We start from the raw sequence: 15,038 nt of genomic DNA on the forward strand, positions 1-15,038 counted from the left end.
AACGGGGCTGTTCAGCCCCGGTATTTTTCCTGCAGCACCCACTTCAGATTATCTTCAGATGCCGCATTGCGCGGCATCGTCTTCCCGCAGTATCCAGCTCAGTACTTATCTGAACCTTGAACCGACCCGGATTTAGCCGAGTCCGGTCGCTTTGGCGTTTTGCTCGCGTTCTATTTTGGTGATGTATTTTTGCACCACGGCGAGGGTGCCGTTCGATGGACGTATGAATTCACAGCCGAGGCGATTGATGCTTTTGCCATTGGTCAGCGTCAGTTCCAGCACATTGCGGACTTGCAGTGTAACGGTGATGACACCGCTGCCGGGTAAATCAATCTTGCAATTATCATAAGTCTGGCCTATGGCCGTACCCAGCAGTTTCTTTTCGTCGACGATGGAGATCCCGCCGCCACTGATGTTGTGCAGGGTAGTGGGGATTTCGGTCGTGACGCCTTCCCGGGTGTAAGGAACGATGCAGGACACCGGAGAAGTCAGTGGTGTCGGTACGCGATAAAACTCACGACGCTGCAAGCGTATGACGCTGGTCGGCAAATCGATCACGAAAGCTGGCAGGTTTTCGTAGACGCAGCTTTCGGCCGATGGTGCGGTGAACAGGATGCGGATATTTTCCAGTACGGTTTCAAATGACAGACGTTTACTGTCCAGCACCCGCTGGTTCATGATCGCGGTCGGTGCACAATCCAGCAGGACCGTGTCATTTGTTTCGTCTATGTTGAGAATGGATGTGACAATTGTGTCGGCACCGTGATTGATGACCATACGGACCAGCTGGTTGCGCTCGCCTATGCTGCGCAGCAAGGCAATAACTTCCCGGCGTGAGCGAACCCGGAACGGGTTCATGTCGTCATTTTCGTAGTCGCTTACAAGTGTCATTATTATTTCTTTAAAACCGTAGGTGATTCACCGGCACTAAAAATTGCAACTGGTCATGATACATTGCCGCCGCCTTGTTGGGCAGCCTCAACGCGATATAACCACGCCAGGAGTTCCGCCACTGCCCGGTACAGGGCAGGCGGGATATGCTCATCCAGCTCAACTTGCAATAGAAGTGCCACCAACTCTTTCGACTCATGGATGGCAACGCCATGTTCTCTGGCGCGTTCTATGATTTGTTCGGCAATTGCACCGCGTCCCTTCGCCACGACACGTGGCGCTGAGTCATTACTCTGGTAGGCAAGCGCAACGGCTTGCTGGGGCGGGGTGGGTTTGTCCATCCTGTTATCCCCCTTGCTTCACCAGGAATGATTCCAGCGGCGATCCTGCTGCACCCAGTGCATCGGCCAGTAACTCGCCATGCGTACGCAAGGCGCTGGCGGTTTCTGCACTGGGCGTATTAACCTGTATTTGTACCCGGTCTCCTACCAGTCTGATGGATGCGGATACTGCACCCAGCGTCGGCAGGGAAAACTTTACTGTGCTGTTCCAGACCGGCTCCGGTTCGGCCTGATCTTTGCCCTTTTGCGGCGTTTCGTCCTTGATTTCCCATTCCAGCGGTTGCCCGGGGAATAGTTCGCCTTGCCACATGATGCGGCGCTGCTCCAGCGCATCGAGTTGCAGGCTGATCAGCTTGACCGCTTCGGCGCCTGCCACTTCAGGCTGTTTGTTGCTAACAGGTGCTATCGCTTCCTGCAGGTCAGCGCTACGTGTCAGTACCGCTACCTTTTGTGCGTCTGCGGGTTGGGCGCGTTCGCCGGTCACCAGGCCACGCAGATTATTGACGAGGCGATTCAGCTCGCCGCCAGTTTCTGGTTCCGATGCCGGTGTCGGTTGTGGCGTACCGAGGATCGAGGTAGCAACGCGCTTGGCTGGTGGCTCACGCAGCAAGTCTGCCGTCGGACGTGCGCCGAGTGCCCATTGCGCCACGTGCGACTCATAGAACAGACCGCTGAAGGCTATCGTGTTCTGTAGGGCTGCGGCGATTTGCGGAGCTGGTGCGCCAGGAGTACTCAGCACCGGAGCTTTTCCGACCAGGGTAGTTGGCATGCTGCCTTCTTGCGTCTGCTGCAGCATATTACCGATCAGACGTCCGGCGTTACTCAGTGAGATAGTCGCACCGGGATCAGGTTTGCCGAGCAGGAAAGTAGGGCGTGGCTGGACCGCCAGCAGTGTCAGATCCAAGGTGTCGCCCGCTTTGGTGCCGGGCGGCAGCGCCATGTTGGCAGGCGCATTATTGATCTTGACGAGGAAATTGCCGTCAGCCAGGCGTGACAACACTTGCGCCTGGTATTCCTTGCCAAGCGTAAGCTGGATGAGCCGGTCTAGTGATTCCTGTTTGGCTTGTCCCAACGCCGTTGCCGGCGTGGTTGCCTCGATCAAGATTACGGGCCGGGTACCTGTGATATCGGCCCGTGGCAGCATAAGTTAATCCGGATTAATTCGAACGGCCACCGGCACCATAGGCGTGATTGAGTTTGCGCTCAGTCCCAGTGCTATTGATGAGCATGGATAGTTTGGCCATCCATGGTTCGGTGATGTTACGGATTTCACGGTCATCAGCCAGGATCTTTTTAATGATCTCTACCTTGCGTTCACGCTCTGCACCTGTCAATGCAACCGGTGCCTCACCGTTTTTCAGGATGTTTACCTGCGCCGCACAGCGTTGTTCGAGTGCCGTCAATTCTTCCCAATCACCGCTGCGTGCAGCAGCCAGCATCTGATCGGTTATGGTCGCAACGTTTTCGTACAGACAAATGATTTCTTGTTCGTTCATCATCGATCAGGCTTTCATTAAACGGGACATGTTAGGCGCGAGTGCATCGTAGGAGGATGCTTGTATTTGTCCTGGCAATCCGTTCACCGGTGCCGGTGCGGCGGATTGTGGAGCGATTTCTTCCCATGCACTTTTAATATCGTTGAGCAGGGTTTGTACTTCCTGAATGATGGCCGGGTCGTTATTCAGGTTTGCGAGTAACAGACGTCCGCCCATGTATTCATACAGCGCATCAAGGTTGATAGCGATTTCGCCGCCTACTGATTTGTCGAGGCTGGCACGCAGGCCATTTTCGATAATCATGATGGCTTTGGAAATAGCCTTGCCTTTTTCGGGGATGTTCCCCGCCTGCATTTGCTGCAATGCATTGTTGAGTGCGATTTGCGCACCTTCAAACAGCATGATGATGAGTTTGTGCGGATTGGCAGCTATCACGCCAGTTTCCATGCCAACCTTGGCATAGGCGTTTGCTCCGCTTTGCGATGATCCAAACATTGATGTCTCCCGGAGTTCTACTTAGCTACTCGAGCTGGTATTCGCAGCAATCGCGGCGAGCTGTTGTGTCAGATAAGTTTGCGTAGCCTGCATGCTGGAAACCAGGGTATCCAAAGCAGTGAATTGTTTGCGATAACGTGCCTCAATTGCCGCGAGGCGGACCTTGAATGCATCCGCATCATCCGTCAGGCGTTTGATGTTGCTGTTGAGACTGTTGGTATTGCCGGCGATCAGGCCGTCACTACCGATGAAGCTATCGGTGAGTTTGCTCAGGCGATCCGCATAACCTTGCGAGAAGTCGATTTTGCCGCGGCTACCCAGGGTGCCGCCGATAACTTCTATCTTTAGTCCAGCTGCATCCGAGCCTTTGGCTGCCGTCAGGATCTGGCCGGAGCCGGTGGCCAGCATGCCGCCTATGGTGCCTTCTACGTCGACACCATTGGTACCGCTGGATACCGAACCAAGCAAGGTTGAGACTGGTGTCCCGGTTTCAGAGTTAATGCTGATTTTGGAAGCGGAGCCGTAACGATCCGATTGCAAATTCAGGAAGCCATTGCTGTCTATGGTTGCGGTTACTTTGGAACCTGCCTTCGAAATTTCGGAGGCGCCGTTGATGGCAGACTGCACCATCGCCGCGAGTTCTTTCGCGGTGTAGGTACCTTCAGTCAAATTGATCTTTGCGCTGACGCCATCGAGCGTGATGTTCATCTTCGTGTTGGGCGCAATGGTGGTGCTGCCGGCATTCAGATTGACCGTGCCGGTCATCTCGGCGCGAGTGGCCAGTTTGGTGACCGTGATGTCGTAGCTGCCAGCCTTGGTGGCCGAACTTGAAGCATTGAAATTGATCAGGCTGTCGGTAGCCTTACCGACCGTGGCAAACAGGCCAGCGATGTCGTTGTAATTGCTCTCCATCACTTTGCTGAGCTTGGCGGAATCAAGCGCAAGTGTGCCGTCGCGTTGTACCGTCACGCCGAGCTGCGGCAAGGACATATTTGTATTGCTCAATCCTTCCAGCGACGCCGACAATGTCTTGCTGAGCTGTTCCTGGATGGTACGAGCCGTCGAGTCACCAACCAGCAGGCCACCGGTCTTGGTGGTGGCATCGTATGCGGTCAGTTTTTTGATGGTGCCGGTGAGATCGTTGTACGCTTTGATAAAGGCCTTGACGCTGGTCTCCACCGCAGCCGTATCCTTGGCGATGCTCATCGTGGTGTTGCCGATTTTGGAAACATTCAAGGTCACACCTTGTATCGCTTCCTTGACTTCATTCGTCGGGCTGTCGACGAAGAAGCCATTGACCGTCAATTGGGTGTTTTGTCCTGCGCTGTTTTGTTTCAGCGATTGGGTGCCGGCCGGATCGTATCCGAGCAGACTTTGCAAAGCCGGGTCACCATCGACATCAATCTTCATGCTGGAAACCGCACCGGTTTTATTCGATGTGAAGACCAGGTGATCAGGTGCCGCGCTACCGTTGGAAACCAGGGTCGCGGTCACGCCGATATTGGCAGCATTGACTGCATCGCGTATGCCTTGCAGCGAGTTGTCGCCATTCTTGATGGTGACGGTGCCGGTCGCCTGTTTGGCGTCTTGCGTGAAGGTCGCGCCGCTATATACACCGTCGGTCAGGGTGCCGCCGCTAATGGTGCCGAACTGGAAGGTCAGCGTCGTCGTTGCGCCCGTGCCGATCAGCGCGGTTTTGCTGGTTTGTCCCGCGGTGGACAGGCTGTGCGCCTGCGCCAGTTGTGTGACATTGATCTGATAGTTGCCGGTTGCTGCCTTGGTGCTTGCAGTACCGCTCAGGATAGTTTTGTCCGCAACCGTGGTTTGCAGGTTTTCAAAGGTCGAGCTTTTCCCCAGCGATGACATCGCTGTCTGAAATGCGCTGAGTGCGCCACTGAGGGTGCCGTATGCTGTTAACTTGGCTTGATAGCTCGCTTCCTTTTGCGCCATCAATGTCAGAGGCTGGCTTTCAGCCGTCATGAGATTGGTCAATAAGGTGTCGAGGGGTAAACCGGAGCCAACGCCGATTGATGAAACGGCCATTTGCTTCTCCTGCTAGAGAAAAACCACAATATATAGGAAGGCAGACGAGGGTAAGCCCAAGGTAAGAGGGTGATTTACCCGTCTGTTTGATGCAATTTATGCTTTTTGCTTCACCAACAAACCTTGCAACTTATCCAAGGCTTTGGAAATTTCGATCGCTTCGAGCGACGGCATCTGGCGTATGACTTCCTTCGTCTGTTGATCAACTACCTTGACGATGGTGCGATTGCTGTCTGAGTCGACTGTAAATTCCAGGTTGGAAGATAAGCCTTGCAGTGCTTTGTTGATGCTTTGTAGTGCCTGGCCGACCTGGCTTTGCGCGCTGGCGGCATCCGGTTGCTGGACAGCTCCGGTGGTGAGCACAGGGGAAGAGACTGCTTTGGCTGCGGGATTTACCGCGCTGCTGACTGGTGACGGTTGCGGATCGATACGTGTACCTGCCTTGGCGCTACTAGCAATTTGTCCGATATCCATAATTGACTCCTGTTGTAACGAATCCCCGGCTACCAAAATGCAGCCGGGGATTCATTTCTTACTACGCTGCTGACGGGCTAGGATTAGCCACGGAGCAGAGCGAGCACGCCGTTAGGCAGCGAGTTCGCTTGTGCCAACATTGCGGTACCAGCTTGTTGCAAGATTTGACCGCGTGTCAGGTTAGCTGTTTCCGAAGCGAAGTCAGCATCCAGGATACGGCTGCGAGCTGCGCTCAAGTTTTCGCTGGTGGTGCTGAGCGAAGAAACAACTGATGTGAAGCGGTTTTGCAACGCACCCAGCGAAGCGCGGGAGGAGCTGATGTTTGCCAGAGCGGAGTCAATGACTTGCAATGCATCGTTAGCGCCGCTTGGGATACCGTTGGTCAGCGTGGTGATGTCGATGCTAGCAACCGACGACAGTGCGCTCGAGTTAGCAGCTGCGGCGAGCACGGTACCTGCAGCCGATGTGCCGACTGTGAACGAACCCGATGAGTTGAATGCCAGCGAACCACCGACAGTTGCCGAGTCACCTGCTGCTGCAGCATTTGCTGCACCACGAACCAGAGCAACGCCTGCACCGCTAGCACCGGTCAATGTGGTCGTGTTGTTTGCGGTAAGGTTGTTGGTTACACCGATGTCATAGCCTTGCGCTTGTGTCAGCGAGATTTTACCCGTAGATGTATCGGCAATTGCGTTGATGCCGGTTACGCCGGATTGGGCATTGATCGCAGCAGCCAGGCCGCCGACGTCAGTTGCGGTTGCCATTGTTGCCGTAACAGTAACTGGGTTAGCTGAACCGTCAGCTTTTGGTGCGCCTTGGATCGTGAACGATTGGCTGCCTGCAGTGAAGGCCGACAGGGTAGCAGTAGTTGTTGCTGTTGCAGTTACACCGGTCGAACCCGAAGCTGCATTGACACCTTTAGCGATAGCATAAGCGCTTGCGCCAACAGCAGCAGCGTAGGTTGAGGTTGTACCGTTACCTTGAACGGTGAATGTTTGTACTGCTGTGCTATTCGCACCAATGGTACCAGCGACTGTACCTGCAGTAGCAGCGGTGCTTGTGCCATTGCTTTTGATCGCATTGTTACCGATAGCGGACGCTTGGGTGTTGCCGATCGAGAAGTTGATCGTTTGGTTAGCATTTGCGCCGACTTGGAATTGAGCGTTGCTCAGCGAGCCGTCCAGAACGTTTTGGCCGTTGAACTGGGTTGTGTTAGCAACACGGTTCAACTCTTGTTGCAGTTGGCCGACTTCTTCTTGCAGCGAAGCGCGGTCAGATGCGGAGTTGGTGCCGTTAGCAGATTGAACTGCCAGGGTACGCATACGTTGCAGCAGGTCGGTTGCTGTTGCCAGACCACCCTCAGCTGTTTGCGTCATCGAGATGCCGTCGTTGGCGTTACGTGCTGCTTGATTCAAGCCGTTGATCTGGCTGGTCATACGATCAGAAATTGCCAAGCCTGCAGCATCATCTTTCGCGCTGTTAATACGCAGACCTGAGGACAGGCGTTGCAGCGAAGTAGCGAGGGAAGATTGCGATGCGGTCAGGTTGCGTTGTGAATTCAGCGACGAGATGTTGGTATTAATGACTGCGGCCATGTTAATTCTCCTGTTGTAGTCCGATGGAAGTCCGACTGAAGCACTTCAACGTCTGCTGTGCGATTTATTGCATATGCAGCGTCGTTGTAAGTTTTATCGGACGGTTCCGGGAAAAGTTTAGTGATGGACTGAAACTAATTTTTTCCCGGTCTCGCCCGAACTGCAGCCAGATATGTCCTTTGTCGGTCGCTATCTGGAAAATCTTTAAGAAAATAATGTGAGATTTAAAACAAATAAAAAGAGAAATCGCCCTTAATTTTTCCGAATTCCTGTCGAATGGGAAATTGCCAAAAACACACTATCTGGCTTGTTTGAGCAGTCAGTCGCAGCAAAAAATAATTGCAAAATATTGTGAAAAAGTGACAGCGTGCTGAAGAATCAATAAAAAACCCCGCATCTCTGCAGGGCTTTTATTGCTTAATTCGTCATTAAAGGCAGTTTTTACCGCCCCTGTTTAAGCTTATTGCGCCGGGATGACGCGATTTTTGCCGGCTTTTTTCGCTTCGTAGAGGGCGATGTCTGCACGTTTGATCATCGCGGCCTGGTCTTCCAGCTCTTTGCGCAGGGCAACACCGGCACTGAAAGTCATCAGCAGGCGTGTGTGGTTGTGCATGAAAATCTGTTTGGTCAGCTCACGTTGTAGGCGCGTGATGGTCATGATCGCCTCCTCCATTGGGGTATCCGGCAGGACGATGAGGAACTCTTCGCCACCGAAACGGGCGATGACATCCATAGTGCGCAGCGTTTCCTTGATGACGCGGACCAAATGGATCAATGCTTCATCACCAGCGATGTGGCCATACTTGTCGTTGATCTGTTTGAAATCGTCCAGATCCAGCATAGCGATGCACAGTGGCGTTGCACGTCTGTCGGCACGTGCTATCTCGCGTTCCAGCACATCATCCAGGCCGCGGCGGTTGAGACTGCCGGTGAGCTGATCTTCACGCACCAGTTCGCTCATCTGTTCAAGTTGCTGTTCCAGATTATGTATGCGTGCTTCTGCATCTTCGACATCCTTGCGTGCTGCCAGTACGATGTCACGCGAGCGCAGCGCTTCGGTTTGCGCGATACGTGTTTCGCGTTTGACCTCGTCGAGGATTTTGCTCAGCTTGTTGATATCCGCAGTTTGTGTGAGTTCTTTTGAATACCGGTCAATTTGCTGGTGGTAGTTGCCGGTGCTATTGGCTATGTCTGCCAGACGATCGATAAATGTGTTGACCATGTTTTTGACGGAAACCTTGGCGTCGTTGATGCTGTTCTTCAACGTGCCTTGTTTGTAGATAACTTCTTTCAGACTGCGCATCACTTCATTGAGCGCAACGTCATTGATAGGCGCCGAAATCAAATCGCGTACTGCTTCAATCTGTCCGTGCATCCATGAGTCCTGCTCCAGCAGGCCGCCTATGTTTTCCAGCAGCAGGCGGAACAATCGCAACAGCATTTCCTGCTGCTGCGCCATGTCGCCGCTCTTGAGTTCGATCTTGAAGCAGAGTTGCTTGAGCTTGCCGGAGACTTCATTCAGGCTGGCTTCGGTTTTCGCATCCTTGATCGAGCGGCCGAGTGCCTCTGCCTCCGCGGCTAGCTCAGGGGCACCCTGCAAGAGGGAAGCCACTGCCAAAGTCAGTGTGCGTGTCAGCAAATCGCGCAGGAGGGCAGGTTGTGGATCGTCAACCAGGGACAAACCGGCGCTGCTGGCAGCAACCGGGGCTGCCGCGGTATTGGCGGCACTATTGGTTTGTATCGCCAGCTGTGTCTGGTAATGCTTGACCAGTTGCGTCAGTCCCTTGCTGAAGTCTGGCCAGTACGAGGTGGAGGCTGCTTCTTCCAGGGTTTTGCCTATGATGGCGACACCGTCTGGTGCCGTCGACAAGGAAGCGGCAAACTCGCTCAGGATTTCTTCCGGAGTGGGTTGCGGCGTATAACCAGCGATCTCGTCGTAAATGGCGCGATAAGCGTCCGGGGTCGGGGCTATTCTGCGGACGGCCAATTGGCGAAAGGCTTCTCGTGCGATTTCAGCAGGGTTTTGTGGCGGGGTGTCTCGCTTGTCTTGCATGAATGCACGCGCGTTTCTTTATTGTTGATGGACCGGATATCGGCCTGTTTCGCAATAATATAACTATGCAGACAAGTCTGATAAGGGGATTAAGCAGGCAAATGCTGACCACTTTGACGCTTTATCCAAAATGCAACAAAAACCGCCAAATGGCACGGCTTTCCTTGTCTTAAAGCTAAAGATTGTGAGCGCAGGCAGAGCAGGCGAGGTGGCAACTGATCAGTTGCGTAAATCAATCGACCAAATGATTTTTGATCGCGTAATGCGTCAACTCCGCATTATGGCGAAGTTTCATTTTCTGCAATAAGCGTGAGCGATACATGCTGATGGTTTTGACTGACAGCACCAGTTCGGTGGCGATGTCACTGACGGTTTTGCCGGAAGCAATCATGGTCAGGGTCTGGTATTCGCGATCAGACAGGGTTTCATGCAGCGGTGTTTCGTGGTCGTCGCTGATCTGGTTGGCCAGCTCTTGTGCGAGCGCAGCGCTAATGTATTTACGGCCAGCGGCAACCTGGCGGATTGCATTTACCAGTTCGGCTGGTGCGCTTTGTTTATTCAGGTAGCCGGAGGCGCCGGCCTTGAGTGAGCGTATCGCGTATTGATCTTCGCGATGCATGGAGAGCATGAGAACGGCGGTCTTTGGGGATTCCTTCTTGACCTGCTTTAGTACTTCTATCCCGCTACGATCCGGCATCGAAATATCCAGCAACAGCACCTGACAAGTACCTTCACGGGTAAGCTTGATCGCTTCGATGCCGTTTTCGGCATGACCCGCTACAACGATATCTTTCGTGTCAGCAAGAATTTGCTTTAAACCCTCACGTACGATCGCATGATCGTCGGCAATCAAGACTTTAATTACGTTCTTCGTTGTCATTGTTATGCTTTATGGCTGTCTGGATAGCAGTGCCAGATTCGAGTTAACTATTTGTCTATATGTGACAAATTTTGGCGCAACAAGGTTCCTGACCGCCAAATTCTGTCGCTTAATGCCCAATATTATTCGTCTGGATATTGTCAGATACCGGCCTAGTGGGCAAAGGCAGGTTAATAGCAACGACTGTGCCACCTTTCGGCGCGGTGCTGACAGAAAGGCTGCCGCCTAATGCCACCGAACGCTCGACCATGCCACGTATACCAAATGATTTTGGTTTTGCGCGATCCGCCAGCTCTATGCCGCGTCCGTTATCGATAATCTCCAGCCGTACATACTGCGGCGTATGCATGAGCTGTACCGTTACCAGGCTGGCTTGCGCATGTTTGGCAATATTGGTCAGCGCTTCCTGGAAGATGCGGAACAACGCTGTCGCCTGATCCATATCCAGATCTATTTCCGCCTTGTTTGAAACAAATTCACATGGCATGCCCATTTGCTTCTCGAATTCCTTGCTTTGCCAGTCGATCGCAGCGACCAGGCCGAAATCGAGTATGCCGGGACGTAGGTCGCCAGCGATGCGGTGCACGGTTTCTATCGTGCGGTCTACCAGTGACTCAACGTAGGCGGCTTTCTCATATAGCTCCGGAGATTTGGTCGGCAAGCGTCGTGTTAATAGCGCCAAAGCCATTTTGATCGCGGTCAGGTTGCCGCCGAGATCGTCATGTATCTCGCGGGCGATGCGGGTGCGTTCTTGTTCTTTAACGGTATTGACGTGTGCCGACAGCTCAGCGAGCTGCGCGCGGGAACGGATGATTTCTTCCTGCTCGAGTTTGCTGGCGGTGATATTTGTCATGATGCCTTCCCACTGCACACTGTCATCATCCAGTGCACGCGGGGTGGCGCGCAGATTAATCCACTTGATGTCTTTCCATTCCTCGACCCAGATCCGGCCTTCCCAGTTCCAGTTGCTCATCTGCTCGGCAGAGATACGCATGGTGTCGCGGAATGAAGACATGTCCTGATGCAAAATCAAACCGGTAAACAGGGTCGGGTTGTCGCATAGTTTTTCTGAACTGATGCCCAGCAAGGCTTCGCAGCCATCGCTGACATAAGGGAAGGAGAACCTTCCATCCTTGCGGAGGCGGAACTGATAAACCAGGCCCGGTGTATTGGACACCATCGTACTCAGGCGCGCTTCGCTGGCGCGCAATGCCTTGTCTGATTTGTAGCGCGAACTGACATCATTGCCGATAGCGATGATGGCCGGTGTCGTGTCGGATGCCAAGTAGAACAACTGGAATTCGATCGGATAGCTGCTGCCATCCTTGCGTGTGTGCTGGGTACTGATGGAGACGGAGGTATTGCTGTCGTTTTGCAGATCTCGGATAAACTGCGCGTACGCTTCTTGCGTGACATCCCTGGCGATGCAGGTGGGCGACATCGCACTTAATTCATCGTGGTTGTATTGCAGGTTTTTGCATGCACTTGGATTGACGTACTCAAAGCGTAATGTGTTGTAGTTTAAAACGTAGATTTCGCTGGACGATCCTTGCAAGATCGTTGGCAACCACTCAGCATGCATCGTGTTAATGACAATTCCCTTTTGTTCAATATGTCTTTTGCTTGTAGCGCGGTGACCAGGCATCTCGTCTCCTGCAAGCTAAATGTTGGATGTTATTTCAACTGAAAACAACTGCGACGACTTTAGCATAAGTTATTCGTATTCATGCTCGTAGTTATTTACAGTTGTAGGGGCGGGCGTTGATGTCTGCGGCAATTTATTGATGGCCCTATATCGGCCCGTCTTGAGAAAGACGGCAGATTGGAGAACTGTCGAATGAGGGAGTGCTACTTTGCGTGGAATGAGGAAAAATGCCTTTGTAGAATTATTTAGATAAAAAATTGCAATCAAGGCTTCCAATCTGAAATATAGTCATGCTATAATTTTTTCTTTCGCGGCTGTAGCTCAGCTGGATAGAGTACTTGGCTACGAACCAAGGGGTCGTGGGTTCGATTCCTGCCAGCCGCACCAGATATAAAGGGTCCATCGCAAGATGGGCCCTTTTTTCTTTTCTGGATTCGATTTGCCTCGTGCGCGATACGGCTAAACAAAGGCTTCCTCCTGTCCTGTTTTGCAAAGCTAAAAAGCGAACGGTTTGCTAAGTCCGCACCTCATTGGTGGGCGGTGTAGAGCTCCCAATTCTTTCTATTCTCCAAATTTTTATCCATATCCTAAGTAATAGCGGATGGCGTCCTGCATCAGGTGGTTGGCTTGATCTCGTTGCTTGCATAAAAGTGCTTGTCGCATCGTCTGATGTGAGGGGCGTTGCGGTAATTGGAATGCGTCCCGGCGTGGTCCCCGAATGGATGGATCGAACTTTTTAGCCGCAGGCACATGCTGTTCTCATCTTTGTTCGGGATTGAGGCGGACTGCTAACTAGGGTGCAGGCGGCTCCTTGTGGTCAGGCGCGAGCGGTTTCTGATTGTGCATGCTGGTCGTTAGTTTTCCGCCGCAGCACAAATTTTCGGGTTGATTGTATGCGTCCTGTGTAGGTCACAGCCGGTCGTTTTCAGACTTGGCAGCACCCGGAATAATTGCAAGCGCCTGTTAGACGTCGATATTTTTCAACATATTTGTAACATGGCAGATAGCTTTTAGCTGCTTATCTTGTCGAATTGCACTAAAATAGTGCGCTCTGTGAAAGATGCAGATTCAGCCTATTCCTTCACGTAGTAAAGCGACGCTATACATCAATTGCGATCGCAGACTGTGATCCGGTACTGAACCGGATGCGCACTTCCCCCATTTATTGTTAGGAGCAATTTTGACTCACGCCACCGTGGACGGCTTTCTTGCCATGGTCGCCAAGCGCGACCCTCATCAACCAGAATTTTTGCAAGCTGTTAAAGAGGTCATGCTCAGCTTGTGGCCTTTTATTGAAAAAAATCCGAAGTATGCAAAGGATGGTTTGCTGGAACGCCTGGTTGAGGCAGAGCGCGTCATTCAGTTTCGTGTGTCATGGGTGGATGATCGTGGCCAGGTGCAGGTCAATCGTGCTTTCCGTATCCAGCACAGCTCGGCGATTGGTCCGTTCAAGGGCGGTATGCGTTTCCACCCATCGGTCAATCTGTCCATCCTGAAGTTCCTCGCATTCGAGCAAAGCTTTAAGAATGCATTGACGACCCTGCCTATGGGTGGTGGCAAGGGCGGTTCCGATTTCGATCCTAAGGGCAAGAGCGATGGCGAAGTGATGCGTTTCTGCCAGGCTTTGATGTTTGAACTGTATCGTCACCTTGGTTCGGATACCGATATTCCGGCTGGCGACATTGGCGTTGGTGCGCGTGAAGTTGGTTACATGGCTGGCATGATGAAGAAGCTGTCGAATGATACTTCGGCCGTTTTCACAGGTAAGAGCCTGGCCTACGGTGGTAGCCTGATGCGTCCTGAAGCGACCGGTTACGGTACAGTCTATTTTGCTGAAGAAATGCTGCGTCATAGCGGCAAGTCATTCGACGGCATGACAGTTTCGGTTTCCGGCTCCGGTAACGTCGCGCAGTTTGCAGTTGAAAAAGCGATGGAGCTGAATGCGAAAGTCGTGGCGATGTCTGACTCCGGCGGTACCGTTTACGATAAAGACGGCTTCAACGAAGAGAAGCTGGAAGCCATGAAAGAATTGAAGAACGTCAAACGCGGTCGTGTTGAAGAGTTCGCCAAACAATTCAAGTTGCAATACGAAGAGGGCAAGCGTCCTTGGCATATCCCGGTACAGATCGCCTTGCCTTGCGCAACGCAGAATGAGCTGGACGGTAACGATGCGGCAACCCTGATCAAGAACGGTGTTGTATGCGTAGCCGAAGGCGCCAACATGCCTTCGACGCTGGAAGCGGTTGATGCTTTCATCAATGCACGTATCCTGTACGCACCTGGCAAAGCCAGCAATGCAGGTGGTGTTGCTACTTCCGGTCTGGAAATGTCGCAGAATGCCTTGCGCCTGTCCTGGCACCACGCTGAAGTTGACGAGCGTTTGCATAGCATCATGAAAGAAATCCACGCCAACTGCGCACATCACGGCAAACGTGCTGATGGTTCTATCAACTATGTTGATGGCGCGAACATCGCTGGCTTCGTCAAGCTGGCAGACGCGATCTTGGCGCAGGGCGTTTATTAAGTAGTACTATTTGCTTAATACTTTGCTTCCTGGCATCAATCTGAACGCTTCCTTAACGGAAGCGTTTCTTTTTCTACGTGTTATCCCTCATCAACTAGCGTTGGTCGAGCATCCCAAACTGTGCCATTATGGACGGATCGAATATCTGTCAGTCGGCGATCGAATATCTGTCGGGCAGCAAACGCCGAAAAGATCTATAATTGCTTCATTGATGAAATAAATGAGTCGAATGGATTTTGCTTGTAACTGGTTTCACCTGTCACTAGCGAGGTCACCTCAAACATGAAATCCCGTTCATCCTTTGTCTATATCTGGTTCGCCTTCCTGCTGCTGTTTTCGCAGCACGTTGCGTTCGCTGGTGCGCTGACATATGTACAACAAACGGCTTTCGACCATCAATGTACGCTCGAAGAGGGCGACTCCGCTGATGGTAATCTCTCCAAACACCTTGCATTAGACGAATTCGATGACGGCGCATCGTCGCTGTCGATCCAACCGTTTGTGCCACAGATGATCGTGGCCAAGCTCGAAGTCACTTTCGAGCAATTCCTCTCGGTAGCCGCGCTACCATATCGCTCCCGCGCACCTCCAGTCGTATAGC

At 52.6% G+C, this 15,038-nt stretch carries 13 protein-coding genes and 1 tRNA gene; 3 read left to right on the plus strand and 11 right to left on the minus strand.

Going from position 1 to position 15,038, the window contains the following annotated elements:
* Nucleotides 1–132 precede the first annotated feature (132 nt).
* From H7U06_RS13785 to H7U06_RS13835, 11 genes are all read right to left on the minus strand, one after another.
* Nucleotides 133–891, minus strand: coding sequence for a flagellar brake protein (locus tag H7U06_RS13785; RefSeq protein WP_175626688.1), 759 nt, complete (start codon nucleotides 889–891; stop codon nucleotides 133–135).
* A gap of 53 nt (nucleotides 892–944) precedes the next feature.
* The gene (locus H7U06_RS13790; protein ID WP_175626689.1) at nucleotides 945–1,232 is read right to left on the minus strand and encodes an EscU/YscU/HrcU family type III secretion system export apparatus switch protein; all 288 of its coding nucleotides are present in this window, start codon (nucleotides 1,230–1,232) and stop codon (nucleotides 945–947) included.
* A 4-nt stretch (nucleotides 1,233–1,236) separates the two neighbouring features.
* Nucleotides 1,237–2,334 (minus strand): flagellar hook-length control protein FliK, encoded by a 1,098-nt coding sequence (locus tag H7U06_RS13795; RefSeq protein WP_254873244.1) that lies wholly within the window; start codon nucleotides 2,332–2,334, stop codon nucleotides 1,237–1,239.
* A gap of 55 nt (nucleotides 2,335–2,389) precedes the next feature.
* Entirely contained in the window at nucleotides 2,390–2,728 is a 339-nt protein-coding gene (locus H7U06_RS13800; RefSeq protein WP_175626870.1) for a flagellar protein FliT, read from the minus strand.
* 6 nt (nucleotides 2,729–2,734) lie between these two features.
* Complete coding sequence (gene fliS, locus H7U06_RS13805; RefSeq protein ID WP_175626691.1) at nucleotides 2,735–3,223, minus strand: flagellar export chaperone FliS; 489 nt, start codon at nucleotides 3,221–3,223, stop codon at nucleotides 2,735–2,737.
* A 21-nt stretch (nucleotides 3,224–3,244) separates the two neighbouring features.
* Nucleotides 3,245–5,266 carry a flagellar filament capping protein FliD gene (gene fliD, locus H7U06_RS13810; protein WP_175626692.1) on the minus strand — a complete coding sequence of 674 codons (2,022 nt, stop codon included), beginning with the start codon at nucleotides 5,264–5,266 and terminating at the stop codon, nucleotides 3,245–3,247.
* Nucleotides 5,267–5,362: 96 nt separating this feature from the next.
* Nucleotides 5,363–5,740, minus strand: coding sequence for a flagellar protein FlaG (locus tag H7U06_RS13815; RefSeq protein ID WP_175626693.1), 378 nt, complete (start codon nucleotides 5,738–5,740; stop codon nucleotides 5,363–5,365).
* An 83-nt stretch (nucleotides 5,741–5,823) separates the two neighbouring features.
* Nucleotides 5,824–7,335, minus strand: a complete 1,512-nt coding sequence (locus tag H7U06_RS13820) for a flagellin (RefSeq protein WP_175626694.1) — start codon at nucleotides 7,333–7,335, stop codon at nucleotides 5,824–5,826.
* 460 nt (nucleotides 7,336–7,795) lie between these two features.
* Nucleotides 7,796–9,388, minus strand: a complete 1,593-nt coding sequence (locus H7U06_RS13825; RefSeq protein ID WP_175626695.1) for a GGDEF domain-containing protein — start codon at nucleotides 9,386–9,388, stop codon at nucleotides 7,796–7,798.
* 232 nt (nucleotides 9,389–9,620) lie between these two features.
* On the minus strand, nucleotides 9,621–10,268 hold the full coding sequence (locus H7U06_RS13830) for a response regulator transcription factor (RefSeq protein ID WP_175626696.1): 648 nt from the start codon (nucleotides 10,266–10,268) through the stop codon (nucleotides 9,621–9,623).
* 109 nt (nucleotides 10,269–10,377) lie between these two features.
* Nucleotides 10,378–11,913 (minus strand): histidine kinase, encoded by a 1,536-nt coding sequence (locus H7U06_RS13835; protein WP_370458627.1) that lies wholly within the window; start codon nucleotides 11,911–11,913, stop codon nucleotides 10,378–10,380.
* 310 nt (nucleotides 11,914–12,223) lie between these two features.
* Here H7U06_RS13835 and H7U06_RS13840 point away from each other — a divergent pair.
* The 3 genes from H7U06_RS13840 (at nucleotide 12,224) to H7U06_RS13850 (ending at nucleotide 15,037) form a co-directional block, all read left to right on the plus strand.
* Nucleotides 12,224–12,300: transfer RNA gene (locus H7U06_RS13840), tRNA-Arg, on the plus strand.
* Nucleotides 12,301–13,093: 793 nt separating this feature from the next.
* Nucleotides 13,094–14,437, plus strand: coding sequence for an NADP-specific glutamate dehydrogenase (gdhA, locus tag H7U06_RS13845; RefSeq protein ID WP_175626698.1), 1,344 nt, complete (start codon nucleotides 13,094–13,096; stop codon nucleotides 14,435–14,437).
* Nucleotides 14,438–14,719: 282 nt separating this feature from the next.
* Nucleotides 14,720–15,037: a hypothetical protein gene (locus H7U06_RS13850; protein ID WP_175626699.1), complete on the plus strand. Its 318-nt coding sequence runs from the start codon at nucleotides 14,720–14,722 to the stop codon at nucleotides 15,035–15,037.
* Nucleotide 15,038: the final 1 nt, after the last annotated feature.

The sequence above is a fragment of the Herminiimonas sp. Marseille-P9896 genome (genome assembly GCF_903993245.1).
In the GTDB taxonomy this organism is placed as follows: Bacteria; Pseudomonadota; Gammaproteobacteria; order Burkholderiales; family Burkholderiaceae_D; genus Oxalicibacterium; species Oxalicibacterium contaminans.